We start from the raw sequence: 23,379 nt of genomic DNA, 5'->3' as shown, positions 1-23,379 counted from the left end.
GCTCTCCCCCGCTCGTCCCGGCTCTGCTGCCCCCGGCTCAGCCGTTCCGCCGGTACTGACTCAGCACGACCGTGACGGGTCCGGCGCCGGAACCCCCCTCGACCAGCCGGGCCACGACGAGCCGCTCGCCGTCGGCGCTGCGCACGCAGAACGGCCGCTCGTCGACGAGCTCGTCGAAGGGCAGGCTCGTCACCGGCTCCGCGTCGACCCCGCGCTCGCAGTCGGCCGGGCCGAGCGCGTACCCCGAGGCGACGAAGGCGTCGGCGTCCTCGGGGAGCACGAACCCGCGCTTGTCCCTGGCGAGGTACCACACGGCGGTCTCGGCGGGCGCGACCTTCCCGGAGCCGAGGTCGAACTCGTAGCCGTCGTCCGGCACGGTCAGCTCCACGTCCGCGTAACCCGGCGTGTACTCGGCGGCCCGTCCCGAACCACCCCCGTCCGGTGCGCCCGTCAGCCAGTACGCGACGCCGGCCGCCCCCACGAGACCGGCGACGACCGCGGCGCCGCCGGCCACCAGAGCCGTACGACCGCGACGCCGGCCCCGCCGCGCGACGGCCGATCCCGCCTTCCGCCCGCCCGACCCGCCCTGCCGTACGGGCTCCGCATCCGGCTCGGCGATCGATCCGCCCGGCACACCGCCGCCTGGCGCACCGCCGCCCCGCGAGTCGTCACCCGCCCAGCCGCCCGTCGCGACCCGCTCCGTGGGCATGTGGACCGCGGGCGCCGCCGTCCGGGTGGGACGGTCGTGGGGCGAGAACCCGCCGCCGATCACGGGCGGCCGGTGCCCGCCGGAGGGCAGGAGCCCGCCGAGGTCCTGGCCGGGGCCGAGGGCGAGGTGCGCTCGGACGGCGGCGATCAGCTCCGCCGGGGTGGGCCGCCGCTCCGGCGACTTGGCCAGGCAGTGTCCGATGAGCTCGCGCAGCTCCGCCGGGACGCGTGAGAGGTCGGCGGGCTCGTGGACCACGCGGTAGAGGGCCGCCGACTCGGGCCCCGCCCCGAAGGGCAGGACGCCCCCGGCCACGTAGGCGGCCGTGGCGCCGAGCGCGAAGACGTCGGTCGCGGGCGTCACGGCGTGCCCGAGGGCCTGCTCGGGTGCCATGAACGCGGCCGTGCCGATCCGCAGGCCGGTGCCGGTGAGCCCGGTGGCGTCGGCCGCGCGCGCGATCCCGAAGTCGATGACGCGCGGGCCGTCCTCGGCGATCAGGACGTTGGCGGGCTTGAGGTCGCGGTGGATCACGCCTGCCCCGTGGATGGCCTGCAGGGCCTCGGCGATCCCGGCGACCAGGCGCAGCACCTCGGGCGCCGGAAGCGGGCCGTGGCGCTCGACCACCTGCTGGAGCGAAGGACCGGGGACGTAGGCGGTGGCCAGCCAGGGGACGGCGTCGTCGGGGCCGGCGTCCACCACCTGCGCGGTGAACAGGCCGTGGATCCGGCGTGCGCTCGCGACCTCCTGGGAGAACCGTCTGCGGAACTCCGGGTCGGCGGCGAAGTCCTCGCGCACCGTCTTGAGGGCGATGGGCCGACCGCCCGGGGTGTGGGCGAGGTAGACGACCCCCATGCCGCCCGAGCCCAGCCGGGCGTGGACCCGGTAACCGCCGATCTCGTGGGGGTCGTCGGGCGTCAGCGGGAGGTGGGCCGGCTGGACCACAGATGGCAGGGGGGAGGACATGGGCGGCTCTTTCGGCGGGACGGAACGGCGTGGCCGATGGGGTGCACGGCGCACCCCGCGCCGAGAGTGCCCCTTGACTAAAGTTTCAGTCAATATCGACACCAACCCTACAGCGACCCCATGGCGCCCCCGCCCGACCCTCTCTCATCTATTTGACTGAAAATCCAGTCAGTGCCACAGTGGCATCACGGCCACCCCCACTCACGCCGTCGCCACGCCGTCCTCACGGCCGCCGTATGCGTGAAGCCAAGGCCCGCGATTCCGTCACCGCGCCGCGTCCCCCGCGACCCCACGGCCACCGCCGGATACTCTCGCCAGCCCACGATCGGAGCACGCTGTGTCCCACTTCCTCCCCACCCGTCGCACCGCCCTGCGCGCCTTCGCCGGCATCGGCGCCGCCCTCGGCCTCGGCGCCACCGCCTGCGGACCGGAGGACCCCACGCTCGGCGGCACGGCCGGCACCCCCTCCCGTACCCCCTCCGCCGGCGGGGAGCGCCACTTCGGCGCCGAGTGGGACAGCCACACCCGTACGTTCATGTCCTGGCCCGCCCTCGCCTCCGTCTGGGAGGACGACCTGCCCTACGTGCGGGAGGACATCGCCCGGATCGCGCGGGCGATCGGGGAGTACGAGGAGGTCGTGATGATGGCCCGCCCGGAGCAGGTGGCGGCGGCGCAGAAGGCCTGCGGCAGGCAGGTGGAGGTCATCCCCCTCGCCGTGGACGACCTGTGGGCCCGCGACACCGTGCCCGTCTTCGTCGAGGACGACGGCAAGCTGCTCGGGGTCGACTTCAACTTCAACGGCTGGGGAAACAAGCAGGAGCACACCAACGACGGCCAGGTCGGCCGCAAGCTGCTCGCCAGGTACGGCATTCCCCGCGAGCAGGCACCGCTCGTCGCCGAGGGCGGCTCCTTCGAGACCGACGGCGAGGGCACCCTCCTCGTCACGGAGAGCTCGATCGTCAACGACAACCGCAACCGCGGGAAGAGCCGGGATCAGATCGAGGACGAGCTGATCGAGACCCTCGGCGTGGAGAAGGTGGTCTGGCTCGCGGGCGTCCGCGGCGAGGACATCACTGACGCGCACGTGGACAGCCTCGTGCGGTTCACCGCGCCCGGCGTGGTCCTGCTCGACCAGGCGTTCCCGGGCACTCCCCCGGACTCCTGGTCCCGCTCGGCCGACCAGGCCCGCTCGGTCCTCGCCAGGGCGACGGACGCGCGGGGCCGGCGCTTCGAGATCGTCGACCTGCCGCAGCCCGACCTGGACAGGATCACCGGCGAGGGCGACGACTTCGTGTCCACGTACGCGAACTTCTACGTCGCCAACGACTCGGTGTTCCTGCCCAAGTTCGGTGACAGGAAGGCCGACGCGCGGGCGAAGGCCATCCTGGGCGAGCACTTCCCCGACCGGGACGTCGTCCAGCTGCAGATCGACACCATCGCCTCCGGCGGCGGCGGGATCCACTGCGCCACCCACGACCAGCCCGGCAAGCCCGCGGCCTGACCTTCCGGCCGCGTCAGCGGGACCCGTGGCCCTTCCGCAGCTGGGCGAGGAGGAGGTTCGGGTCCTTCACCTCGGTGAAGAAGGACGAGCTGGGGACGTAGACGGTCTTACCGCGCACGGCCACGGAGGTCGGGCTGGAAAGGCCGTCCTGCGCGTTGAGGACGACCTTGTGCGTGCCGTCGGGGCGTACGAGCGCAAGGGCGTTGTCCATGATCAGTGCCGCCAGGACCGTGTCGCCGTGGCCGGTGAAGGCGAAGTCGTCGATCCAGCTCAGCCCGGTGGCACGGGTCTCGACCGGTCCCGCGCTCCTGTCCGCCAGGACGGGGATGCGCAGCAGCGTCCGGCGGTCGGTGTTGGAGACCCAGACGGCGCCGTTGTGGACCTTGAGGCCGTTGGCGCCGACCAGGCCGTCGGGGGCGGGCAGGGGCTGGAGCGCGGTACCGGTGGCCCAGGCCGTGGGGGTCCCTCCCTCCACCGGGACGCGCCACACCGTTCCGAGCACCGAGTCGGCGGCGTAGAGCACCCCGCACTTCTCGTCGAGGGCCAGGCTGTTCGGGAATCCGTCGGCCGGCAGCTGCGCGATCTGGACGGGCGCACTGCCGTCCTTCCCGATGCGCCAGATGCCGTTCTCGCTCGTACCGGTGGCGTAGGTGACGTAGAGCGTGCCGTCGTGGGCGCGGGCGATGCCCATGGCGGCGGCCCCGCCGATCACGGGCGTGTTCGGGTCCGTGACGGCGGGCAGGGTCGCGATGGTCCGCTTGCCGCCCTTCTTGTCGACGTTGACGACCTGCCGGGCGAAGGCCAGGGTCAGGTTCGCGGAACCGTCCGGTTCGAGGGCGATGTTCTCCGGCGACTGCCCGAGGGCGAAGTCGAAGCGGGCGACGATGCGCGGGTCCGTCACGACCGGTTCACCGGCCGCGCCGGGGCCCGCGGCGAGCACGGTGAGGGCGAGGGTGGCCGTGGCGGTGGCGGCCAGGCGCGGGACTCGGGACATGGATCTCTCCTTGGCGGGCACGAGACGCCGGCAAGCGCGGCGCCGGACAGGCGGACGGCGGTGCGTACGGACCGTACGGACCGTCCGGCCGGACAGACGGGCGGGCCCGTACCGACCGGAAGGCCGTACAGCCGGTCATGGGCGGCACGGCCACGCAGCCACATGGCCACATCGCCGGACCGGCGCACAGCCACACGGCCGGACCGGCGCACAGCCACACGACGACATGACGACACGGCGTCCGGTGCCGGCCGAAGCCCGGGCCGACGGATCGCCCACGTGGCCCACGTCCTGGGGCCGGTTGCCTCGCACTCGGGTGAAGCCGGCTCGCCGAGGACGGTCCGGCGCCGCACCGGCCGAGGGGACGATGTAACGCCTGCTACATTCCCTGGCGTGACAGATACCGAGCGCCGTGCCCGCTGGCTCTTGCTCCTCGTCCGGCTCCCCGCCTCGCCTTCCCGGCACCGCGTCGCCGTCTGGCGCGAATTGCGGAAGGTCGGCGCCCTCTCCCTCGGCCAGGGCGTCTGGGCCGTCCCCGATGTTCCGGCCTTCGCCGACGGGGTCGCCCGTGCCGTCGAGCTGACCGGGGCCGTCGAAGGCGGCGAGGCCGTCACCCTGGAGGCAGCCGGGCGGAGCGGCGACGACGCGGCCCGACTCCGGGCGATGTTCACCGCCGCCCGGTCCGCGGACTGGGCCGAATTCCTCGCGGACTGCGGGAAGTTCGAGGAGGAGATCGCCAAGGAGATCCGCATCGCCAAGTTCACCCTGGCGGAACTGGAGGAAGAGGAGCAGAGCCTGGAGCGGTTGCGCCGCTGGCACCGCGACCTCACCGCCCGGGACGTCTTCGGCGCCCCCGAGGCGGCCGAGGCGACCACGCGCCTGAAGCAGTGCGCCGTCGTCTGCGAGCAGTACGCAGAGCTGGTCTTCTCCGCCCTGCACGGAACCGAAGAGGAGTCCGCACCGTGACCTCGCCCTCACCCTCGTCCTCGGCCCCCGTCCCGGCTCCGGCCTCCATAGCCACCAGGCGTGCCATGTGGCCGCTGTACGCCGCCGGGTTCACCACCGCCTTCGGCGCCCACGGGATCGCCGCCAACCTCGGCGGCTTCTCCGAGGACGCCGTCACCTCCCTCCTCGTCCTCGGTGGGCTGCTCGCCCTGTACGACGGCGCCGAGGTGCTGCTCAAGCCCGTGTTCGGCTCGCTCGCGGACCGGATCGGCGGCAAGCCCGTGCTGCTCGGCGGGCTGCTCGCCTTCGCCGCCGCCTCCGCGCTGTACGCGATCGCCGACAGCCCCGGCTGGCTGTGGGCCGCCCGCCTCGGCCAGGGCGCCGCCGCCTCCGCCTTCTCCCCGTCCGCCTCCGCGCTCGTGGCCCGGCTCAATCCGGCGGCCAAGCACGGGCGGGCCTTCGGGAGTTACGGCTTCTACAAGTCGATCGGCTACACCCTGGGACCGCTCCTCGGCGGCGTTCTCGTGTGGGCCGGGGGCCTGCAGCTGCTGTTCGCCGTCATGGCCGTGTGCGGTGCGGCCGTCGCCCTCTGGGCGGCCCTCGCCGTGCCCGCCGTACCACCGCTCCCCCGCAGGCGGCAGACCGTGGCCGATCTCGCGCGCCGCCTGACCGACCGGGCGTTCCTCGCCCCGACGGCCGCGCTCGCCGCCGCCACCGCCGCGCTCTCCGTCGGGGTCGGCTTCCTCCCCGTCTCCGGCGCCGCCACCGGTCTCGGCACGGTCGCCACCGGTGCGGCCGTGTCCGTCCTCGCCGCGACGGCCGCCTTCGTCCAGCCGAAGGCCGGACGGGCTCTCGACGCCGGGAGCCTGAGCACTCGTACGGGACTCCTCGTCGGCCTCGCCGTCACCGCCGCCGGACTCGCGGCGGCGGCGCTCCCCGGGCTCGTCGGCATCCTGCTCGCCGCCGCCCTCATCGGTACCGGGACCGGCCTGATCACCCCGCTCGGCTTCGCCGCCCTCGCCGCCTCCACACCGGAGGAGCGCCTCGGCCAGACCATGGGTTCCGCCGAGCTCGGCCGCGAACTCGGCGACGCGGGTGGCCCGTTGCTCGTCGCCGGCATCGCCACGCTGTCGACCCTCACGTACGGCTATGTGGCCCTCGCCCTGCTCGTCGCCGTCGCCCCCGTCCTGGCCCTGGCGAGGCGGCGGGCTCCGCTCAGCAGTCCCGGGGATCCTGCTTGAGCCGGCGCAGGGTGTAGCCGGCGCGGGCCGGGTCCAGGGGCCTGGTGGCCTGCTTGAAGAGGTACTCGGCGCGCTCGTAGGAGAGCCTGCGGCGACCGGTGTCCGGGCACAGGTCGGCCGCCTCGGGTGTACGGGCCGGGCCGGGGCGCCGGTCGGACAGGAAGACCGGTCCACGCGTCCGGCCCGCGAGCAGCGCGGGCAGGAGCCGGGCCGTACCGGAGCGCCAGCTCGCCCGGAGACGAGTGCGGGGACGAGCACGCGAAGGCCCGTCGGTACTCGTGGCGGCACGCGCGCGGCGGTCTTCCAGGTCCAGGTCCTCGACGTTCAGCGAAAGGACGGCCGTCACCCCGGCCCCCGACTCGTACAGCAGCCGCCACAGCGTCTCCTCGCGCAGCGGCAGGTCCGGCAGGCTCCAGAGCGCGTCGAGCTGCGCGGGGTCCAGGGGCCGCGCCCGGGGACGGGTTTCGGTGCGGCGGTCGAGCCCCGCGGTGAGGTCGTCCAGAGAGGCCCAGGCCCCGAAGGAGCGGGCGGCCGCCCGGTGCCGGTTCCAGGTCGCGGGCGCGGCCTCGCCCCAGGCCGTCGTGAAGACCCGCGTCACCTGGTCCGCCGTGAGGGAGGCGAGCGGCTGCTGGTCGCCGAGGGCGCGGCGGAGGCGACGGAGCGTCTGGCCGTACGAGCGCCTCGTCGCGGGGTCCAGGTCGTCCCGGCCCAGGAACTCCTCGGCCGCCTCCCCCAGGACGGGTCCGGCCGGCGCGGCGGCGCCGAGCTCGTCCGCGCGCCGCTCCAGGAAGGCACGCTCGGCCGCGTTCCGCGTGAGGGAGGCCGCCCGCCGGAATTCGACGCGGGCCTCGTCGAAGCGGTCGAGCGCGGCCAGCAGGTCTCCCCGGACGCTGGGGAGGAGGTGGTAGTCGCGCAGCACCGGATCGGCGAGGAGGGCGTCGGTCAGGTCGAGCCCCGCCCGCGGCCCGTGCGCCTTCCCGACCGCCACGGCGCGGTTCAGCCGGACCACCGGTGTCGGCAGGACCCGGGCCAGGGCCTCGTACAGGGCGGCGATCTGCGACCAGTCGGTGTCCTCCGCGCTCCGGGCCTGCGCGTGACAGACGGCGATCGCCGCCTGGAGCATGTACGGGCCGGGGGCACCGCCCGCCTCCCGCGCCCTCAGCATCGCGGTGAAGCCTCGGCGGATGAGCAGCTGGTCCCAGCGGCCCCGGTTCTGCTCGTGCAGGGGGACGGGCTCGCCGGAGGGGCCGGTGCGTGCGGCGGCGCGGGAGGCCTGGATCTCCATCAGCGCGACCAGCCCGTGCACCTCGGGCTCCCCCGGGGCCAGTTCGGCGAGGAGCCGGCCGAGGCGCAGGGCCTCCAGGCAGAGTCCGGGCCGCATCAGATCGTCGCCCGAGGTGGCCGAGTAACCCTCGTTGAAGATGAGGTAGACGACTTCGAGCACCGAGGAGAGCCGCTCGGCCAGGTGGTCGCCGTCGGGCAGCTCGAAGGGGACGCCCTCCTCGGCCAGCGTCCGCTTGGCCGCGGCCACGCGCTGGGTGATCACCGTCACCGTGACGAGGAAGGCGCGCGCGATCTCCTCGGCCGTCAGACCTCCGAGCAGCCGGAGCGTGAGGGCGGCGCGGGCCTCGGTCGGCAGGACGGGGTGGCAGGAGAGGAAGACGAGCCGGAGCACGTCGTGCGGTTCGTCCTCCGCCCGCGCGTCGGCGCCCCGTTCCCGGTCCTGACGCTGCCCCAGTTCATGGGCCAGCTGCTCCTGCTTGCGTTCGAGGCGCTGGGCACGGCGGAGGTGGTCGAGGGCCCGCCGCTTGGCGGTGGTGGTCAGCCATGCGCCGGGGTTGTCGGGGATGCCGGAGACGGGCCACTGTTCGAGGGCCGCGACCAGGGCGTCCTGGGCCAGCTCCTCGGCGAGACCGACGTCGCGCACCATGCGGGTGAGCGAGGCGACGATCTTCGCCGACTCGAGTTTCCAGGCCGCATCGACCGTGCGGTGAACATCCGGCAGCACGCCGACGATCACAACACCCGCCCCGGCTCACCCGCAAGCGGCCGGGGCGGGGAGTGTCCCCTTGGCGTCCCGGCGTCAGGGGCCGAAGACCTGCTGGACCACGCTCTCGCCGTCCCCGACGATCCGGCGGAAGCGGCGGGCCAGTTCGATCGCCTCCTCCTGGGAGCGGACCTCGATCAGCGCGAAGCCGGCCACGGCCTCCTTGGCCTCGGCGAAGGGACCGTCCGTCACGGTGATCTCGTCCCCGGCGGAGGTCACACGGACTCCACCGGGCTCCAGGCCGCCGGTGGCCAGGAGCACGCCCGCCGCCGTCAGCTCCTCGATGAACCGGCCCATTTCGGCGTACAGCTTCTCGTCGGGGGCGGTGTCGGACGGCTTGGTCGTCATCAGGTAGCGCATGGGATCTCCGTGCCTCTCGTGTCGCTCGTGTCATTCGGATCGCTCGCATCACTTGGGCCACTCGTGCCGTGGACCGTGATCCGGTCGGGTGCTTCTGCCCAAGCGTCGAACAACACCCTGTGACAGGGAATGGCGCCGTTCCCTGTCACATCGCCGGATCGACGTGTCAGCGAGAGGCAGACCGCCCTCGCCCCGCTCACCGGAGGAGAGTCCCCCGCCATGTCCACCACGCAGACCGCCCCCACCCACGGCACCAGCACCGTCGCTTCCTCCTCCCCCGCCACCACCCGCTCCCTGCTCACCGTCGCGGTCGTGGCGCAGCCGCTGTGGGCCCTCGTGGCCCTCGCCCAGGCCGCGGCCCGCGACGGCTACGACATCACCCGTCACCCCCTGAGCGCCCTCAGCAACGGATCCCTCGGCTGGATCCAGATCACCAACTTCGTCCTGGCCGGAGTCCTGACCGTCATCGGGGCCGGCGGTCTGCGCCGGGCCCTGCGGGGCACCCCCGGCGGCACATGGGCGCCACGGCTCGTACGGATCAGCGGCGTCGGCATGATCGCGGCGGGCGTGTTCGTGATGGACCCCTCCGACGGCTTCCCCGTCGGTACGCCGGACGGGATGCCCGCCGCCCTGTCCTGGCAGAGCTACGCCCACTTCGCCGCCGGTTCGGTCACCTTCACGGCGCTGATCGCGGCCTGCTACGTCCTGGGTCGCCACTTCGGCCGCGCCGGGCTGCGGAGGCACGCCGTCGGTTCCCGGGTCGCGGGTACGGCGCTGCTGCTCGGCAACGGCTGGGCGATGGGCGGCGGCACGGCCGGCACGCTCACCCTCGCCGTCGGCGTGATCACGGCGATGGTCTGGATCTCCTCGTGCGCCGCACGCTGCCGCCGCGCCCTCTGATGCGGCGCCTAACCCTGCGTCAGCTCCTTGAGGGCGACATTGAGTCGGAGGACGTTGACGCGGGGTTCGCCGATGAAGCCGAGGACGCGGTCGTCGGTGTGGTCGGCGACAAGGCGGTCGACCTGGGCGACGGTCAAGTGGTTCTTCTCGGCGACGCGGTGGACCTGGAGCTTCGCGTACTCCGGGGAGATGTGCGGGTCGAGGCCGGAGCCGGAGGAGGTGACGGCGTCGGCGGGGATGTCCGACGGCTTCACCTGGTGCCCGGCCGTCGAGTTGCCCTTGATCACGGCGGCCTTGGCGTCCTTCACCCACCGGATCAGGTCCGCGTTGTCGCCCGAGCGGTTCGTGGCACCGGAAAGGATCAGCTTGTACCGGGTGTTGACGCTGTTGGAGCCCAGGCCGTTGGACGGGCGCGGCTGGAACCACTTCAGGTCCGGCGCCGCCGTCTCCTCGCCGTCCTTCAGCGGCAGGTCGTAGCGCTGGCCGATGAGCTCGGAGCCGACGACCTTGCCGCTCGCGTCCTGGATCTCGGAGCCGTTCGCCTTGCCGGGGAAGGCCACTTGGGCGATCCCGGTGACGGCGAGCGGATAGAGGACGCCGCACACGACGGTGAGGACGAGGAGGGCGCGCAGGCCCGCCCAGAGGATCCGCCAGGTGTTGCCTACGGAGTTGTTCGCCATGGTCGGTCAGCCGATTCCGGGGATGAGGGAGAGGAGCAGGTCGATGATCTTGATGCCGATGAACGGGGCGACCAGGCCGCCGAGTCCGTAGACGCCGAGGTTGCGCCGGAGCATCGAGTCGGCGCTGGAGGGCCTGTAGCGGACGCCCTTCAGGGCGAGGGGCACGAGGGCGATGATGATCAGCGCGTTGAAGACGACGGCCGACAGGATCGCGGACTCGGGCGAGTGCAGGCCCATGATGTTGAGCTTGTCGAGGGACGGGTAGGCGACGGCGAACATGGCGGGGATGATCGCGAAGTACTTGGCCACGTCGTTGGCGATCGAGAAGGTGGTCAACGCACCCCGGGTGATGAGGAGTTGCTTGCCGATCTCGACGATCTCGATGAGCTTGGTCGGGTCGGAGTCGAGGTCGACCATGTTGCCGGCCTCCTTCGCGGCCGACGTGCCCGTGTTCATCGCCACGCCGACGTCCGCCTGCGCGAGCGCGGGCGCGTCGTTGGTGCCGTCGCCGGTCATCGCGACGAGCTTCCCGCCCGCCTGCTCCCGCTTGATGAGGGCCATCTTGTCCTCGGGGGTGGCCTCGGCGAGGAAGTCGTCGACACCCGCCTCCTCGGCGATCGCCTTCGCGGTCAGCGGGTTGTCACCCGTGATCATGACCGTCTTGATGCCCATGCGGCGCAGCTCGTCGAACCGCTCCCGCATGCCCTCCTTGACGACGTCCTTCAGGTGGATGACGCCGAGAACACGCGCGCCCCTGTCGTCCTCCAGAGCCACGAGCAACGGCGTACCGCCGGCTTGGCCGATCTGATCCGTGAGCGCCTGCGCGTCCTCGGCGACACTGCCGCCCCGCTCCTCCACCCATGCCACGACCGAACCGGTCGCGCCCTTGCGGATCCTCCTGCCGTCCACGTCCACGCCCGACATACGGGTCTGGGCGGTGAACTCGATCCACTCGGCACCGGACAGCTCGCCCTGGCGGCGCTCGCGCAGCCCGTACCCGTCCTTGGCCAGGACCACGATCGAGCGGCCTTCGGGGGTCTCGTCGGCGAGGGAGGAGAGCTGGGCCGCTTCAGCGACCTCGGCCTCCGTGGCGCCCTTGACCGGGACGAACTCCGACGCCTGCCGGTTGCCGAGGGTGATGGTGCCAGTCTTGTCGAGCAGCAGCGTCGACACGTCGCCGGCGGCCTCGACCGCGCGGCCCGACATCGCGAGGACGTTGCGCTGCACGAGCCGGTCCATGCCCGCGATACCGATCGCGGAGAGCAGGGCGCCGATGGTGGTCGGGATCAGGCAGACGAGCAGGGCCGTCAGGACGATCATCGAGGTCTGCCGGTCGGCGCCGGCGTAGATCGCGAACGGCTTCAGCGTCACGACCGCGAGCAGGAAGACGATCGTGAGCGAGGCGAGCAGGATGTTGAGGGCGATCTCGTTGGGCGTCTTCTGCCGGGCGGCGCCCTCGACCAGGTTGATCATCCGGTCGATGAAGGTCTCGCCGGGCTTCGTCGTGATCTTGACGACGATGCGGTCGGAGAGGACCTTCGTGCCGCCGGTGACGGCGCAGCGGTCGCCGCCGGACTCGCGGATGACGGGGGCGGACTCGCCGGTGATGGCGGACTCGTCGACGGAGGCCACGCCCTCGACGACGTCGCCGTCGCCGGGGATGACGTCGCCGGCCTCGCAGACGACGAGGTCGCCGATGCGCAGTTCGGTGCCCGGCACCTGCTCCTCGCCCGTCTTCGTCAGACGGCGGGCGACGGTGTCCGTCTTGGCCTTGCGCAGGGTGTCGGCCTGGGCCTTGCCGCGCCCCTCGGCGACCGCCTCCGCCAGGTTGGCGAAGATCGTGGTCAGCCACAGCCAGACGGTGATCGCCCAGCCGAACCAGTCCCCCGGGTTCATGACCGCCAGCACCGTGGTGACGACCGAGCCGATCAGCACCACGAACATGACCGGGGACTTGACCATGCCCCGGGGGTCGAGCTTGCGCAGCGCGTCCGGGAAGGACTTCACCAGCTGCTTGGGGTCGAACAGTCCGCCGCCGACGCGTCCGGCCGCGGCCGGCCCGTCGGTCGGCGCCTCCGGCCGCGGGGGCCGGGTGGGGGTGATGGTGCTCATGCTGCGAGCCCTTCGGCGAGCGGTCCCAGCGCGAGGGCCGGGAAGTAGGTGAGACCGGCGATGATCATGATGGTTCCGACCAGGAGGCCCGTGAACAGCGGCTTCTCCGTGCGGAGCGTGCCCGAGGTCTCGGGCACCGGCGTCTGCTCGGCGAGCGAGCCGGCAAGGGCGAGCACGAAGACCATCGGCAGGAAGCGGCCGAGCAGCATCGCGATGCCGATGGTCGAGTTGAACCACTGCGTGTCGGCGTTGAGGCCCGCGAAGGCGGAGCCGTTGTTGTTGGCGCCGGACGTGTAGGCGTACAGGATCTCGGAGAAGCCGTGCGCGCCGGAGTTCGTCATCGAGTGGGACGGGGTGTCCAGGGCCATCGCGGCGGCGGTGAAGCAGAGCACGAGCGCGGGGGTGACGAGGATGTAGCAGGCCGCGAACTTGATCTCGCGGGTGCCGATCTTCTTGCCGAGGTACTCGGGGGTGCGGCCGACCATCAGACCGGCGATGAACACCGCGATGACCGCCATGATCAGCATGCCGTAGAGGCCGGAGCCGACCCCGCCGGGCGCGATCTCGCCGAGCTGCATGCCGAGCATGGTGATGCCGCCGCCGAAGCCGGTGTACGAGGAGTGGAAGGAGTTCACCGCGCCGGTCGAGGTCATGGTGGTAGCCACGGCGAAGATCGACGAGCCGCCGATCCCGAAGCGGGTCTCCTTGCCCTCCATCGCACCGCCGGCGAGGTCGAGGGCGGGGGCGTTGTGGGCGAACTCGGTCCACAGCATGAGGCCCGTGAAGAGGAGCCAGATGGTGGCCATCGTGCCGAGGATCGCGTACCCCTGCTTGACCGATCCGACCATGCGGCCGAAGGTCCGGGTGAGCGCGAAGGGAATGACGAGGATCAGGTAGATCTCGAAGAGGTTGGAGAGCCCGTCGGGGTTCTCGAAGGGGTGGGCCGAGTTCGCGTTGAAGTAGCCGCCGCCGTTCGTGCCGAGCTCCTTGATGACCTCCTGGGAGGCCACGGCGCCGCCGTTCCACTGCTGCGGTCCGCCGATGAACTGCCCGACCTCGTGGATGCCGGAGAAGTTCTGGATGGCGCCGCAGGCGACGAGGACGAGGGCGCCGATCACGGAGATCGGCAGCAGGATCCGGACGGTGCCGCGGACCAGGTCGGCCCAGAAGTTGCCCAGCTCACCGGTGCGCGACCGCGCGAAACCGCGCACCAGCGCGACCGCCACGGCGATGCCGACGGCGGCCGACACGAAGTTCTGCACGGCCAGGCCACCGGTCTGCACGACGTGGCCCATGGCCTGCTCGCCGTAGTACGACTGCCAGTTGGTGTTGGCCACGAACGAGGCGGCGGTGTTGAAGGCCTGGTCCGGGTCGATGGAGACGAAGCCCAGGGAGCCGGGCAGCGAGCCCTGGATCCGCTGGAGCAGATAGAGGAAGAGGACGCTCACGACGGAGAAGGCGAGGACACCGCGCAGATAGGCGGGCCAGCGCATCTGCACCGACGGGTCGGCGCCGATGGCCTTGTAGATCCACTTCTCGGCCCGGAGGTGTTTCTCCGAGGAGTAGACCCGGGCCATGTGGTCGCCCAGCGGGCGGTACGAGAGGCCCAGCGCGACGAGGAGGGCGAGGAGCTGGAGAACCCCAGCTAGGACGGGACTCATCTCCGTACTCAGAACCTCTCCGGCTTGAGGAGGGCGAGGACGAGGTAGCCGAGGAGGCCGGCGGCCACCAGCAGGCCGACGATGTTTTCGGCGGTCACAGCTTGGCCACCCCCTTGGCGATGAAGGCCACCAGCGCGAAGACCGCGATCGTGGTGACGACGAAGGCCAGGTCGGCCATCGTGAGCTCCTGGGTGAAGAACGGATTCTCGGACGAGATGAGCAAACCCCTGCTCGGAGGGGGTCGAGGCTTCCGTTAACGCCCCTCATACGTCCCTCGGCGCGCTCTTGACGCGTCCTCTACGCGAGCTCGCCCCGGCCGGGAACCTTCTCCCGCACCGCCGCGTTCTACAGGCGCGTAGAAACAACCGACGATGACTGGAGTGACGGAACATGGCCCTGTGGGACCGCATCAAGGAATCCGCATCGGGGATGCAGACCCAGCTGGTGGCGAGGAAGAACGACCTGAAGAGCGGCGCCTTCCGGGACGCCGCCATGGCGATGTGCGCGCTCGTGGCCGCCGCCGACGGGACGATCGACCCGGCCGAGCGCCGACGGGTCGCTCAGCTCATCGCGACGAACGAGGTCCTGCAGAACTTCGACGCGACCGACCTCCAGCGCCGGTTCGACGAGAACCTGGACAAGCTGACGGCCGACTTCGACTTCGGCCGGGTCAGCGTGCTCCAGGAGATCGCCAAGGCGAAGAAGAAGCCCGCCGAGGCCCGCGCGGTCGTCCAGATAGGCATCGTCATCGGCGGCGCCGACGGCGACTTCGACAAGACGGAACAGGCCGTCGTCCGCGAGGCCTGCTTCGCCCTCGGCCTGCCGCCCCACGAGTTCGACCTCTAGGGGGTGTCGTCAAATTCCCGTCGTCCTGGCCGGGGGGCGGGTCTGCCGCGGGGCCGGGCCTCACATCGGGGTGGCTGCTCGGAGGGTGAGGAAGAGGGCGACCGCCGAGTTCGCCGAGGAGAGGGCCGAGGCCGTCGTGCCGAAGGCGGCGGTCCAGGCCGCGAGGCCCACCGCGGTGAAGAGCGGCGGCCAGGTGCGGGACTGGGGGGCCGGGCGGAGCAGGGCCGCCACTCGGCGGGGCACGGGGCCCGCGCCGGTGACCGCGGGAAGCAGCGGGGTGGTCGTCGGCGGGGCCAGCAGGGCGGCCGTGCCGATCGCCCGGGCCACGCAGCGGCGGCTGCCGACGGCTGCCGCGGCCTCCTCGTCGGCCCAGCGTTCGGCGGTGTAGGCGACGGCGGTGCGGAGCGGGCGCAGGAACGGGTTGGCGCGGGCGGCGAGATGGACCGTCGTGAGGTGCCGGTGGTGGCGCCCCGCCAGGTGGGCCCGCTCGTGGGCGAACAGCGCCCTGCGTTCGCGGGAGGTCAGCGCGGTGAGCATGCCGGTGCTGACGACGGCCCGGCCGCGCCGACGGCCGGGCAGCGCGTAGGCGTAGGGGGTGCCGTCCGGCAGGACGGTCACGGAGGTCTCGGGCAGACCGGCGAGCGCGGCCTCGGCCCGTCGGCGCGCCCGCAGCTGGCGCCAAGCCGCCACGCCGCACGAGACGAGGACGGCCAGCAGGGCCGGGATGGCCGCCCGGCCCGCCACCTCGTCGTACGGCAGGGCCGCGCGCACCTCGGGGTCCGACCAGGCGTCGGGCAGCGGGTTGCCGGGCAGCTGGGCCGTACCGACGATCATGAGCAGGCCGAGGCAGAGGGTGCTGCACACCGCGAGGACGCCGGCGCCGGCGGAGAGGAGGCGCGTCGCGGTACGGGGATGGAGCCGGCTCTCGGCGAGCCGGGCGACGGGCCAGGCCGTGAGCGGGAGGACGAGGGGGAGGAAGACGAAGAGACCCATGGTGCGTGTCAGCGGTCTTCCTCGGGGGACGAGGGGGGTGCGGAGAGGTCGGGGGACTCCGGCTCTGCGGCCAGGAGTTCGCGCAGGAGCCGCTCGTCGTTCTCGGAGAGCGCCGTGACGAAGCTGGCGAGTACCGCCTGGCGGTCCGCCTCCGCGTCCAGCACCTTGCGCATCCGGAGCGCGGCGAGCCCCGCCTCGTCGGCGACGGCCGTCCAGACGAAGGAGCGCCCCGCCCGCTCGCGCTCCACGGCGCCCTTGCCGTGCAGCCGGGTCAGGATCGTGATCACGGTGGTGTAGGCGAGGTCGCCGCCGAGGCGCTCCTGCACCCAGGCCACGGGCACCGGTTCGGGGGCGCCCTTGAGCACGGAAAGGACGTGCGCCTCCAGCTTTCCCTGACCGCGCCTGCTCGGCGAGGGCCCCGTCCCGTCCCCGCTCCGGTCCTTCATGCCGCCCCCTCCCTCCGGTCCCGTACATGCCACCTACGTGCCACTTTAGAAGACGGAGAGGCCCGTGATGGTGGTGAAGCGGTCGAGGGCGGCGACCCCGGCGACCGAGTTGCCGCGGTCGTCGAGGCCCGGGCTCCAGACGCAGAGGGTGCAGCGGCCCGGGACGACGGCGATGATCGCGCCGCCCACCCCGCTCTTGCCGGGAAGCCCGACCCGGTAGGCGAAGTCGCCCGCCGCGTCGTACGTGCCGCAGGTCATCATCACCGCGTTGACCTGCTTGGCCTGGCTGCGGGTGAGCAGGCGGGAGCCGTCCGCGCGGATGCCGTGCCGGGCGAGGAAGCCGGTGGCGACGGCGAGGTCGGCGCAGGACGCCTCGATCGCGCACTGCCGGAAGTACTCGCGGAGCAGGGTCGGCACGGGCGTGGTGATGTTGCCGTACGAGGCCATGAAGTGGGCGAGTGCGGCGTTGCGGTCGCCGTGGGCGGTCTCGGACGCGGCCACGTCCCGGTCGAAGTCGAGGTCCGGGTTGGCGGACTCGGCGCGCAGGAAGTCACGGAGGCTGCCGGAGGCGTCACCGGTCAGCCGGTGCAGCCGGTCGGTGACGACGAGGGCCCCGGCGTTGATGAACGGGTTCCGGGGGATGCCGTGCTCGTACTCCAGCTGGACGAGCGAGTTGAAGGGGTTGCCCGAGGGCTCGCGGCCGACGTGCTCCCAGAGTTCCTCGCCCTCCCGGGACAGCGCGAGGGCGAGCGTGAAGACCTTGGTGACGGACTGGGTGGAGAAGGGCTGCTGCCACTCCCCCACCCCGTACACCGTGCCGTCGAGCTCCGCCACGGCCATCCCGAAGCGGTTCGGGTCGACGGCGGCGAGAGCGGGGATGTAGTCGGCGGGGCGGCCCCGGCCGGCGAGGGCCTCGATCTCCTCGCCGATGCGTTCGAGTACGGGCAGGAAGGACTGCTGGAAGGACTGCGCCATGAGCGCATTGTGCCCGGGGCCGCGGGCGGCTCAGTTCTCGGCCGTGTCGGGGACGCCGGCCTCCGGCATCTCGTCGAGGGCGTACGGATGCACGTACCGCGCGTCGTCGAAGGGCGTGAACCACGTGCCGAAGCCGCTCGCTGCCGCACCACCGTCGGCGCCGTCCTCCCCCGTGTCCTGGAGCCACGCGAAGTCCATGTCCTCGTACACCTCCCCGGCGAAGCGCCCGAGGGCCGCCGCGACCTCCTCGTCCAGGAGTCCGTGCAGGTCGAGGGTGACGTGGGCCTGTTCGAGGAGGAGTTTCAGCACGAGCTCCTCGGCGAGGCAGCCGAGCCGCCGGAAGCTGCCGTCGGTGAACCGGGTGGTGAGGGCGATCGCGGTCACCAGGAAGCGGCGCGCGAAGAGTTCGTTGTACTGCAGCGCGTGGCGCGAGGGCAGCTGGTCGAGATGCCACAGGTGCCCCTGGCACTCGGCGACGGTGGTGTCCTCCTCGGCGAGCGCCTGGACGTCGTCGTACAGCTCGTCGATGAGGACCTCGGCGCCGTAGACCAGGGAGCCGGCGGCGAGTTCGGCGCTCGCGGGAGAGATCTCCGGGAGCCCGTCCCCCGTGTCCGCGGTCCCGGCGCCTTCCGCCCCTTCGTCCTGCGGCCGGGTCCCGCCACCCGGTCCCGGCCCCGGTCCCGCGCCCGCCTCCTGCCGAGGCCCGGCCTCCGGTCCCGCCTCCGGTCCCGCCTCCGCTCCCGCCTCCGGTCCCACGTCCGCCTCCGCCTCCGATTCCGCCTCCGATCCCGCCTCCGCGACGCCGAAGGCCACCGGGCCGAAGGAGCGGAGCCGGGCCGCCAGGGTGCGGAAGGCGGCTTCGTGGTCCTGCGCCTCCCGCTCCGTCTCGTCGGCGGTGTCGGGCTGCGCCGTGTGGTGGGCCCGGCGGGCCTGCGGGTCGCTGGGCGGGGCGCCGGGCCCGTCGGCCGCTTCGAGGCTCTCACGCGCCGCGTCGGTGTGCAGCTGCACCTCGCTGCTCTCGACCGTCCACTCGGCCAGCAGCTCCGAGCGCTCCAGGACCTCCTCGCTCACGGAACCGACCGCTTCCTCCGCGAACTCCAGCGACGGCGCCGCGACCACCACCTTCAGGATCGCCCCGCCCGGATGGACGGCCACGGCGACGTCGAACAGGTCCATCTCCATGCCGTCGGCGCCTTCGATTCCGGCCACCGACGCGAAGCCCTGCTCCAGGAGGGCGGTGGCTCCCACGCGGTGGAGCCCGTCCAGCTCCGGAGCACCCTCCGGAATGCGTATTTCCACGGTTACGACATAGGTCACGGACGAAAGCGTGCCAGGCCGGGGCGGGTGGACGCGGGTGTTCGCGGAAGCTTCTCGTCGCACCGGCGGAGCGGACGGCAGGAGCCGGCGCCCCGAGGGGCACCGGCTCCTGTCGTCGGTGGGCGAAGGTCAGACCGCGAGCCCGGACTTCTCCTTGCCCTCCGCGTCCTGCCCGGCGGTCTCGGCGGTCCCGGCGGTCTCGGCGGTCCCGGCGGTCCCGGCGGTCCCGGCGGTCCCGGCGGTCCCGGCGGTCTCGGCGGTCTCGGCATCGGCGGCGGTCTTCTTGCCGTCCCGCATGACCAGGGTGGCGAGGACGGCCGCCGCGAGGACACCGATCGCGCTGATCGTGAAGGTGGTGGACATCGAGGTGGTGAAGGCCTCGCGGGCCGACTCGATCATCGCGGGGTCGCCCTTGGCGGCGGCCAGTGCCCCGCCGATCGACTGCTTGGCCTGCTCGGGGGCGTCGGCCGGCATCTCACGGGAGTAGATGCTGGTGAGGAGCGAGCCGAGGATGGCGATGCCGAGCGCGGTGCCGGCCTGCTGGATCGTGTCGTTCAGGGCGGAGCCGACGCCCGCCTTCTCCTCGGGGATGGTGCTCATCAGGGCGCCGACGGCGGCCGGCATCGCGAGGCCGGCGCCGAGGCCGAGCAGGCCCAGGGCGATGGCCGGGACGGTGAAGCCGGAGGCCGCGTCGACCGTGGTCAGCAGGGCGAAGGAACCGGCCATGACGAGCATGCCCGCGAGGATCAGGACGCGGTTGCCGACCTTGGCCGCGAGGCCGGCGCCGGCGCCGTTGCCGATGAGCGCGGCGACGGCGAGCGGGACGAAGGCGAGGCCCGCCTTGACCGGCGAGTAGCCGAGGACGAACTGGAGGTACTGGGTGAGGACGAGGAGCAGGCCGCCGTTGCCGATCTGCACGAGGGTCAGCGAGAGCGAACCGCCGCTGAAGTTGCGGTGCTTGAAGAGGACCAGCGGCACCATCGGCTCGGGGGTGACGTTCTCCCAGATCACGAAGCCGGCGAGGGAGACGACCGCGACCGCCAGGGTGACGAGCCCGCGGCCCTCGAAGGCACCGTGCTGCGGGATCTCGATGATCCACCAGATCAGGGCGGTCATGCCGACGACGGAGAGGATCGCGCCGAGCGGGTCGGGCTTCTGCCAGGGGCCCTTCGACTCCGGCATGAGGGTGAGGGCGGCGACGACGGCGAGGACGACGACCGGGACGTTGATGAAGAAGATCGACTGCCAGGAGTAGTGGTCGATCAGGAAGCCGCCGAGGACCGGGCTGCCGACGAGGCCGAGCATCGACACGGAGCCCCAGGCCGCCATCGCCTTGGGCCGCTCGTCCTCGTCGAAGACGGTGATGAGGATGGAGAGCGTCGAGGGCATGATCAGCGCGCCGCCGACACCCATTGTGATCCGCGCGGCGATGACCTCGCCGGGACTGGTGCAGACCGTCGCGGCCAGTGACGCCGCGCCGAAGAGCAGCAGGCCGATGATCATGATCTTCCGTCGGCCGAACCGGTCACCGAGGCTTCCGGAGGTGAGGAGGAGCCCCGCGAAGACCAGGATGTAGGAGTCCAGGATCCACTGGATGTCCTGGGCGCTCGCGCCGATGTCCTCGGTCATCGAGGGGACCGCGACGGTCAGCGCCATGCTGTCGACCACCAGGACCAGGGTGCTGAGGCACAGCACGACCAGGATCCACCAGCGGCGTGGGTTGCGGGTTTCCATCGGACTTCCCCCTCGACTTTCGTCTTTCGCTTGCCGATTTCCTTCGGTGCGAACACTGTACGCAGACGCGCACAGTGTTCGCAACCCCTTGCACCTGTACGCTGGATGCGAACGCCGTACGCAGCGAAGGAGGGCCCATGGCCGCCAAGGCGAACCCCGTCCCGTCCGTATGGACGCGACAGCAGTCCCCACCCGATCAGCCCGCGCTCAGCCGCACCGCGATCGTCCGCGAGGCGGTCGTCATGCTGGACGCCGACGGCATCGAGGCGCTCAGCATGCGCAAGCTCGGCGCCCGCCTGAACGCCGGCGCCACCTCGCTCTACCGTCACGTCGCGACCAAGGACGAGCTCATGGAGCTCGCCGTGGACGAGGTCGCCGCCGAGATCACCGTCCCCCCGGCGGACGCCGCCCGCGGCGGAGCCGGCTGGCGCGCCGCCGCGACCGAGGCCGCGGGCTCCTTCCGCGCGACGGCCCTGCGCCACCCCTGGCTCTCGTCCGTCCTCGGCCAGGCGGGTCTCGCCTATCTGGGACCGAACCTGATGTCGTACTCGGAGCGGCTCGCCGCCCTCTTCACGGCGGCCGGCTTCCCGGAGCCGAGCCGGGCGATCGACACCCTCCTGTCGTACGTCATCGGGATGAGCACGACGGAGGCCGCCTGGCTGACCACGGTCGCCCGCTCCGGCGACAGCGAGGGCGACTTCATCGCCCGGCTGATGCCCGCCGCCCAGCAGGCCGCGGCCGACCACGACCACCTCGCCGAGGCCTACGCCGACGCCGCCGTCCGGGCGCCCGTCGACCCCGTCGCCCTCCGCGACGCGAAGTTCACCTACGGCCTGGAGGTCGTCCTCGACGGCCTGGAGATGCGCCTCACGGCCTGAGCAGCACGGCCTGAGCAGCACGGCCTGAGCAGCACGGCCTGAGCAGCACGGCCTGAGCAGCACGGCCTGAGCAGCACGGCCTGAGCAGCACGGCCTGAGCAGCACGGCCTGATCAGGCCGCCTCCCCGGGGGGCCAGCGGCGGTGGAGTTCGTCGATGTGGAAGTCGTGCGCGTGGCGGCCCCCGCCGCCCGCCGCCACGAGATGGGGGTGGCCGGCGGGCAGTTCGGGGTGGACGTGTGCGAGCGCGGCCGGATCGATACGGGGCCACAGGCGGGCGGCGGCCAGGGCGCCGAGCAGGGCCACCCCGGCGAGTACGGCCGCCGAGGCCGCGAGTCCGGCACCCGCGGCGAGCCAGCCGGCGAGCGGGTAGGTGAGCAGCCAGCCCGCGTGCGAGAGGGAGAACCGGGCGGCGAAGACGGCCGGCAGGTCGCCGCTCCGCGCGGAGCGGCGCAGCAGCCTGCCGCCGGGCGTCAGGATCGCCGAGGTCGCCGCGCCGAGGACCGCCCAGAGCACGAGCAGCCCTGGCCAGGACCAGGACGGGCCGCCCGGCGCGTGGCCGACTCCGACGCCGGCCCCCGCTCCGGCCCCGAGCCCGAGTGCGAGCAGCCCGAGGGTCCCGGGCAGGACGAAGGCGGCGCGCAGCATGAGCGCCCGTTCCGCGGGCGGCCGGAGGGTGCGCGCCGGCCTGCCGACCGATTCCGCGGGCCGGCGGTCCAGGGCGCGCGGGAGGAGGAGTGCCACCGCCATCGAGCCCGCCCCGTAGGCACCGAGGGCGAGCGGGACGTCCCCGGGGGCGCGGCCGAGGGAGTCGCGGACCAGGACGACGGTGTTCACGAGCACCGCCGCGCCCGCCGCCGCCACCGCGACGTCGAGGGCGAGCAGGGCCCGCAGGCGCGGAGTGCCGAGGAGGAGCCGCGTACCGAAGGCGGCCCTGGCCCGGAGGCCTCCGGCGCGTGCGGCGGGTGCCGGCGCGGGCAGGGCGGTCGCGCGGACCAGGATGCCCGAGACGAGGAAGCCGACGGCGGTGCCGGCGAAGAGCCGGTCGTACGGGACGAGGGTGAGCAGCACGGCGGCGAGCGCCGGGCTGAGCAGGCTCTCCAGGTCGTAGGCGAGCCGGGAGAGGGAGAGCGCCCGGGTGTAGTCGCGCTCCTCGGGCAGCACCTCGGGGATCGTCGCCTGGAAGGTCGGCGTGAAGGCGGCGGAGGCGGTCTGGAGGAGCAGGATCAGGACGTAGATCTGCCACACCTGAGTGACGAACGGCAGGGACACGGCGATCCCGGCCCGTACGAGGTCCAGGGTGACGAGCAGGGTCCGGCGGGGCAGCCGGCCGGCGAGCGCGCCGACGACGGGGCCCATGCCGACGTACGCGGCCATCTTGATCGCCAGGGCGGTGCCGAGCACGGCGGAGGCGTTCGTCCCGGCGAGGTCGTAGGCGAGGAGGCTCAGCGCCACGGTCGCGAGGCCCGTGCCGGCGAGGGCGACGACCTGGGCGGTGAAGAGGCGTCGGTAGGTGCGGTTGCGCAGCACGGACAGCATGAGGGCGCCCCCGGTCGGCCACGGCGGTCGGCGGTTCTCCGGCCTCTTCACCGTAGCCGAAATGTGCACAGGTGCGCACATGTTGACGCCGAGGGTTTCGGGCCCGAGGTTCTCAGTCGTGCCAGGGCTCGCCGCTCACGACGTGGTCGGCACGGCTGATCGCCTCGACGACCAGCCGCTTCAGATGCCCGTCCGGCATCGCGTACACGACGCGGCGCCCGTCCTTGCGGGACTGCACCAGTCCGCCGAGGCGCAGTTTGGCCAGGTGCTGGCTCACGGCCGGGCGCGCGGCTCCGCACGCCTCCGTCAGGGCGGTGACGTCGGCCTCCCCGTGCGTGAGCAGCCACAGGAGGTGGAGGCGGGTGGGGTCGGAGAGCAGCGCGAACACCTCGGCTGCCGCAGCGAGTTCCCGCGCCCCCGGCGTCCGCTCGTGCGTACGGGACACGGCGGCCGCCACGGCAGGCGCCGTGCTGCCCGCCGTGGGGTCGTCGGGATCTGCGGCGTCTGCCGGGTCTGCGCGCTCGGACATGAGGTCATCGTAGG

The 23,379-nt window shown here is 72.7% G+C and carries 22 protein-coding genes; 6 read left to right on the top strand and 16 right to left on the bottom strand.

Annotated elements, in window-relative coordinates; all coding sequences use genetic code 11:
• Nucleotides 1-37 precede the first annotated feature (37 nt).
• Nucleotides 38-1,669, bottom strand: coding sequence for a serine/threonine-protein kinase (locus IE124_RS04895; RefSeq protein ID WP_189505159.1), 1,632 nt, complete (start codon nt 1,667-1,669; stop codon nt 38-40).
• A gap of 337 nt (nt 1,670-2,006) precedes the next feature.
• On the opposite strand from IE124_RS04895, the gene IE124_RS04890 reads away from it, so the two are divergent.
• Nucleotides 2,007-3,170, top strand: a complete 1,164-nt coding sequence (locus IE124_RS04890) for an agmatine deiminase family protein (protein WP_189505158.1) — start codon at nt 2,007-2,009, stop codon at nt 3,168-3,170.
• Nucleotides 3,171-3,183: 13 nt separating this feature from the next.
• On the opposite strand, the gene IE124_RS04885 is transcribed toward IE124_RS04890, so the two are convergent.
• A complete protein-coding gene (locus IE124_RS04885; protein WP_189505157.1) occupies nt 3,184-4,164 on the bottom strand; it encodes an SMP-30/gluconolactonase/LRE family protein in 981 nt (326 codons plus the stop codon).
• A gap of 393 nt (nt 4,165-4,557) precedes the next feature.
• Between IE124_RS04885 and IE124_RS04880 the strand changes: the two genes are divergently transcribed.
• Both IE124_RS04880 and IE124_RS04875 read left to right on the top strand, forming a co-directional pair.
• On the top strand, nt 4,558-5,130 hold the full coding sequence (locus IE124_RS04880) for a Chromate resistance protein ChrB (protein WP_189505156.1): 573 nt from the start codon (nt 4,558-4,560) through the stop codon (nt 5,128-5,130).
• Between the two features lie 65 nt (nt 5,131-5,195).
• Nucleotides 5,196-6,350, top strand: a complete 1,155-nt coding sequence (locus IE124_RS04875; RefSeq protein ID WP_189505557.1) for an MFS transporter — start codon at nt 5,196-5,198, stop codon at nt 6,348-6,350.
• On the opposite strand, the gene IE124_RS04870 is transcribed toward IE124_RS04875, so the two are convergent.
• Both IE124_RS04870 and IE124_RS04865 read right to left on the bottom strand, forming a co-directional pair.
• Nucleotides 6,325-8,358, bottom strand: coding sequence for a sigma-70 family RNA polymerase sigma factor (locus tag IE124_RS04870; RefSeq protein ID WP_229832145.1), 2,034 nt, complete (start codon nt 8,356-8,358; stop codon nt 6,325-6,327). The two genes, IE124_RS04875 and IE124_RS04870, sit on opposite strands and share 26 nt — an antisense overlap.
• Nucleotides 8,359-8,433: 75 nt before the next feature.
• The gene (locus IE124_RS04865; RefSeq protein ID WP_189505154.1) at nt 8,434-8,757 is read right to left on the bottom strand and encodes a YciI family protein; all 324 of its coding nucleotides are present in this window, start codon (nt 8,755-8,757) and stop codon (nt 8,434-8,436) included.
• A 219-nt stretch (nt 8,758-8,976) separates the two neighbouring features.
• Here IE124_RS04865 and IE124_RS04860 point away from each other — a divergent pair, with 219 nt between their 5' ends.
• On the top strand, nt 8,977-9,657 hold the full coding sequence (locus tag IE124_RS04860; RefSeq protein ID WP_189505152.1) for a DUF998 domain-containing protein: 681 nt from the start codon (nt 8,977-8,979) through the stop codon (nt 9,655-9,657).
• 8 nt (nt 9,658-9,665) lie between these two features.
• Here the strand turns inward: IE124_RS04860 and IE124_RS04855 are convergent, their stop codons facing one another.
• From IE124_RS04855 to IE124_RS35290, 5 genes are read right to left on the bottom strand one after another with little or no spacing between them, the layout of a single operon-like run.
• Nucleotides 9,666-10,337, bottom strand: a complete 672-nt coding sequence (locus IE124_RS04855; protein WP_189505150.1) for a potassium-transporting ATPase subunit C — start codon at nt 10,335-10,337, stop codon at nt 9,666-9,668.
• A gap of 6 nt (nt 10,338-10,343) precedes the next feature.
• A complete protein-coding gene (kdpB, locus tag IE124_RS04850; protein WP_189505148.1) occupies nt 10,344-12,449 on the bottom strand; it encodes a potassium-transporting ATPase subunit KdpB in 2,106 nt (701 codons plus the stop codon).
• Nucleotides 12,446-14,110, bottom strand: a complete 1,665-nt coding sequence (gene kdpA / locus IE124_RS04845) for a potassium-transporting ATPase subunit KdpA (protein WP_189505146.1) — start codon at nt 14,108-14,110, stop codon at nt 12,446-12,448. The genes kdpB and kdpA overlap by 4 nt, the downstream gene beginning before the upstream one ends.
• A gap of 8 nt (nt 14,111-14,118) precedes the next feature.
• The gene (gene kdpF / locus IE124_RS04840) at nt 14,119-14,208 is read right to left on the bottom strand and encodes a K(+)-transporting ATPase subunit F (RefSeq protein WP_189505144.1); all 90 of its coding nucleotides are present in this window, start codon (nt 14,206-14,208) and stop codon (nt 14,119-14,121) included.
• The gene (locus tag IE124_RS35290) at nt 14,205-14,333 is read right to left on the bottom strand and encodes a hypothetical protein (protein WP_268246703.1); all 129 of its coding nucleotides are present in this window, start codon (nt 14,331-14,333) and stop codon (nt 14,205-14,207) included. The genes kdpF and IE124_RS35290 overlap by 4 nt, the downstream gene beginning before the upstream one ends.
• Nucleotides 14,334-14,500: 167 nt before the next feature.
• On the opposite strand from IE124_RS35290, the gene IE124_RS04835 reads away from it, so the two are divergent.
• The gene (locus IE124_RS04835; protein ID WP_189505142.1) at nt 14,501-14,956 is read left to right on the top strand and encodes a tellurite resistance TerB family protein; all 456 of its coding nucleotides are present in this window, start codon (nt 14,501-14,503) and stop codon (nt 14,954-14,956) included.
• A gap of 60 nt (nt 14,957-15,016) precedes the next feature.
• Here the strand turns inward: IE124_RS04835 and IE124_RS04830 are convergent, their stop codons facing one another.
• The 5 genes from IE124_RS04830 to IE124_RS04810 all read right to left on the bottom strand — a co-directional run bounded on the left by IE124_RS04830 (nt 15,017) and on the right by IE124_RS04810 (nt 20,421).
• Nucleotides 15,017-15,949, bottom strand: a complete 933-nt coding sequence (locus IE124_RS04830) for a M56 family metallopeptidase (protein ID WP_189505140.1) — start codon at nt 15,947-15,949, stop codon at nt 15,017-15,019.
• An 8-nt stretch (nt 15,950-15,957) separates the two neighbouring features.
• On the bottom strand, nt 15,958-16,395 hold the full coding sequence (locus IE124_RS04825; protein WP_189505138.1) for a BlaI/MecI/CopY family transcriptional regulator: 438 nt from the start codon (nt 16,393-16,395) through the stop codon (nt 15,958-15,960).
• 45 nt (nt 16,396-16,440) lie between these two features.
• The gene (locus IE124_RS04820; protein WP_189505136.1) at nt 16,441-17,370 is read right to left on the bottom strand and encodes a glutaminase; all 930 of its coding nucleotides are present in this window, start codon (nt 17,368-17,370) and stop codon (nt 16,441-16,443) included.
• Nucleotides 17,371-17,400: 30 nt separating this feature from the next.
• Nucleotides 17,401-18,687 (bottom strand): ICP22 family protein, encoded by a 1,287-nt coding sequence (locus IE124_RS04815; RefSeq protein WP_189505134.1) that lies wholly within the window; start codon nt 18,685-18,687, stop codon nt 17,401-17,403.
• 129 nt (nt 18,688-18,816) lie between these two features.
• Nucleotides 18,817-20,421: an MFS transporter gene (locus IE124_RS04810; protein ID WP_229832143.1), complete on the bottom strand. Its 1,605-nt coding sequence runs from the start codon at nt 20,419-20,421 to the stop codon at nt 18,817-18,819.
• Nucleotides 20,422-20,558: 137 nt separating this feature from the next.
• Between IE124_RS04810 and IE124_RS04805 the strand changes: the two genes are divergently transcribed.
• Nucleotides 20,559-21,299 carry a TetR/AcrR family transcriptional regulator C-terminal domain-containing protein gene (locus IE124_RS04805; RefSeq protein ID WP_189505132.1) on the top strand — a complete coding sequence of 247 codons (741 nt, stop codon included), beginning with the start codon at nt 20,559-20,561 and terminating at the stop codon, nt 21,297-21,299.
• 112 nt (nt 21,300-21,411) lie between these two features.
• Here the strand turns inward: IE124_RS04805 and IE124_RS04800 are convergent, their stop codons facing one another.
• A complete protein-coding gene (locus IE124_RS04800) occupies nt 21,412-22,836 on the bottom strand; it encodes an MFS transporter (RefSeq protein ID WP_189505130.1) in 1,425 nt (474 codons plus the stop codon).
• 112 nt (nt 22,837-22,948) lie between these two features.
• On the bottom strand, nt 22,949-23,365 hold the full coding sequence (locus IE124_RS04795; protein WP_229832141.1) for an ArsR/SmtB family transcription factor: 417 nt from the start codon (nt 23,363-23,365) through the stop codon (nt 22,949-22,951).
• Nucleotides 23,366-23,379: the final 14 nt, after the last annotated feature.

The organism is Streptomyces narbonensis (assembly GCF_014649015.1).
Taxonomy (GTDB): Bacteria; Actinomycetota; Actinomycetes; order Streptomycetales; family Streptomycetaceae; genus Streptomyces; species Streptomyces narbonensis.
Note: the sequence above shows the minus strand (reverse complement) of the source record. Positions and strands in the feature narration are given on the sequence as shown.

What these genes read in the sequence shown, in the direction of transcription:
- IE124_RS04895 (WP_189505159.1), bottom strand. Translation starts at nt 1,669, where the DNA reads ATGTCCTCCCCCCTGCCATCTGTGGTCCAGCCGGCCCACCTCCCGCTG.
- IE124_RS04885 (WP_189505157.1), bottom strand. Translation starts at nt 4,164, where the DNA reads ATGTCCCGAGTCCCGCGCCTGGCCGCCACCGCCACGGCCACCCTCGCC.
- IE124_RS04875 (WP_189505557.1), top strand. Translation starts at nt 5,196, where the DNA reads ATGTGGCCGCTGTACGCCGCCGGGTTCACCACCGCCTTCGGCGCCCAC.
- IE124_RS04865 (WP_189505154.1), bottom strand. Translation starts at nt 8,757, where the DNA reads ATGCGCTACCTGATGACGACCAAGCCGTCCGACACCGCCCCCGACGAG.
- IE124_RS04860 (WP_189505152.1), top strand. Translation starts at nt 8,977, where the DNA reads ATGTCCACCACGCAGACCGCCCCCACCCACGGCACCAGCACCGTCGCT.
- IE124_RS04855 (WP_189505150.1), bottom strand. Translation starts at nt 10,337, where the DNA reads ATGGCGAACAACTCCGTAGGCAACACCTGGCGGATCCTCTGGGCGGGC.
- kdpB (WP_189505148.1), bottom strand. Translation starts at nt 12,449, where the DNA reads ATGAGCACCATCACCCCCACCCGGCCCCCGCGGCCGGAGGCGCCGACC.
- kdpA (WP_189505146.1), bottom strand. Translation starts at nt 14,110, where the DNA reads ATGAGTCCCGTCCTAGCTGGGGTTCTCCAGCTCCTCGCCCTCCTCGTC.
- IE124_RS04835 (WP_189505142.1), top strand. Translation starts at nt 14,501, where the DNA reads ATGGCCCTGTGGGACCGCATCAAGGAATCCGCATCGGGGATGCAGACC.
- IE124_RS04830 (WP_189505140.1), bottom strand. Translation starts at nt 15,949, where the DNA reads ATGGGTCTCTTCGTCTTCCTCCCCCTCGTCCTCCCGCTCACGGCCTGG.
- IE124_RS04825 (WP_189505138.1), bottom strand. Translation starts at nt 16,395, where the DNA reads ATGAAGGACCGGAGCGGGGACGGGACGGGGCCCTCGCCGAGCAGGCGC.
- IE124_RS04820 (WP_189505136.1), bottom strand. Translation starts at nt 17,370, where the DNA reads ATGGCGCAGTCCTTCCAGCAGTCCTTCCTGCCCGTACTCGAACGCATC.
- IE124_RS04810 (WP_229832143.1), bottom strand. Translation starts at nt 20,421, where the DNA reads ATGGAAACCCGCAACCCACGCCGCTGGTGGATCCTGGTCGTGCTGTGC.
- IE124_RS04805 (WP_189505132.1), top strand. Translation starts at nt 20,559, where the DNA reads ATGGCCGCCAAGGCGAACCCCGTCCCGTCCGTATGGACGCGACAGCAG.
- IE124_RS04800 (WP_189505130.1), bottom strand. Translation starts at nt 22,836, where the DNA reads ATGCTGTCCGTGCTGCGCAACCGCACCTACCGACGCCTCTTCACCGCC.
- IE124_RS04795 (WP_229832141.1), bottom strand. Translation starts at nt 23,365, where the DNA reads ATGTCCGAGCGCGCAGACCCGGCAGACGCCGCAGATCCCGACGACCCC.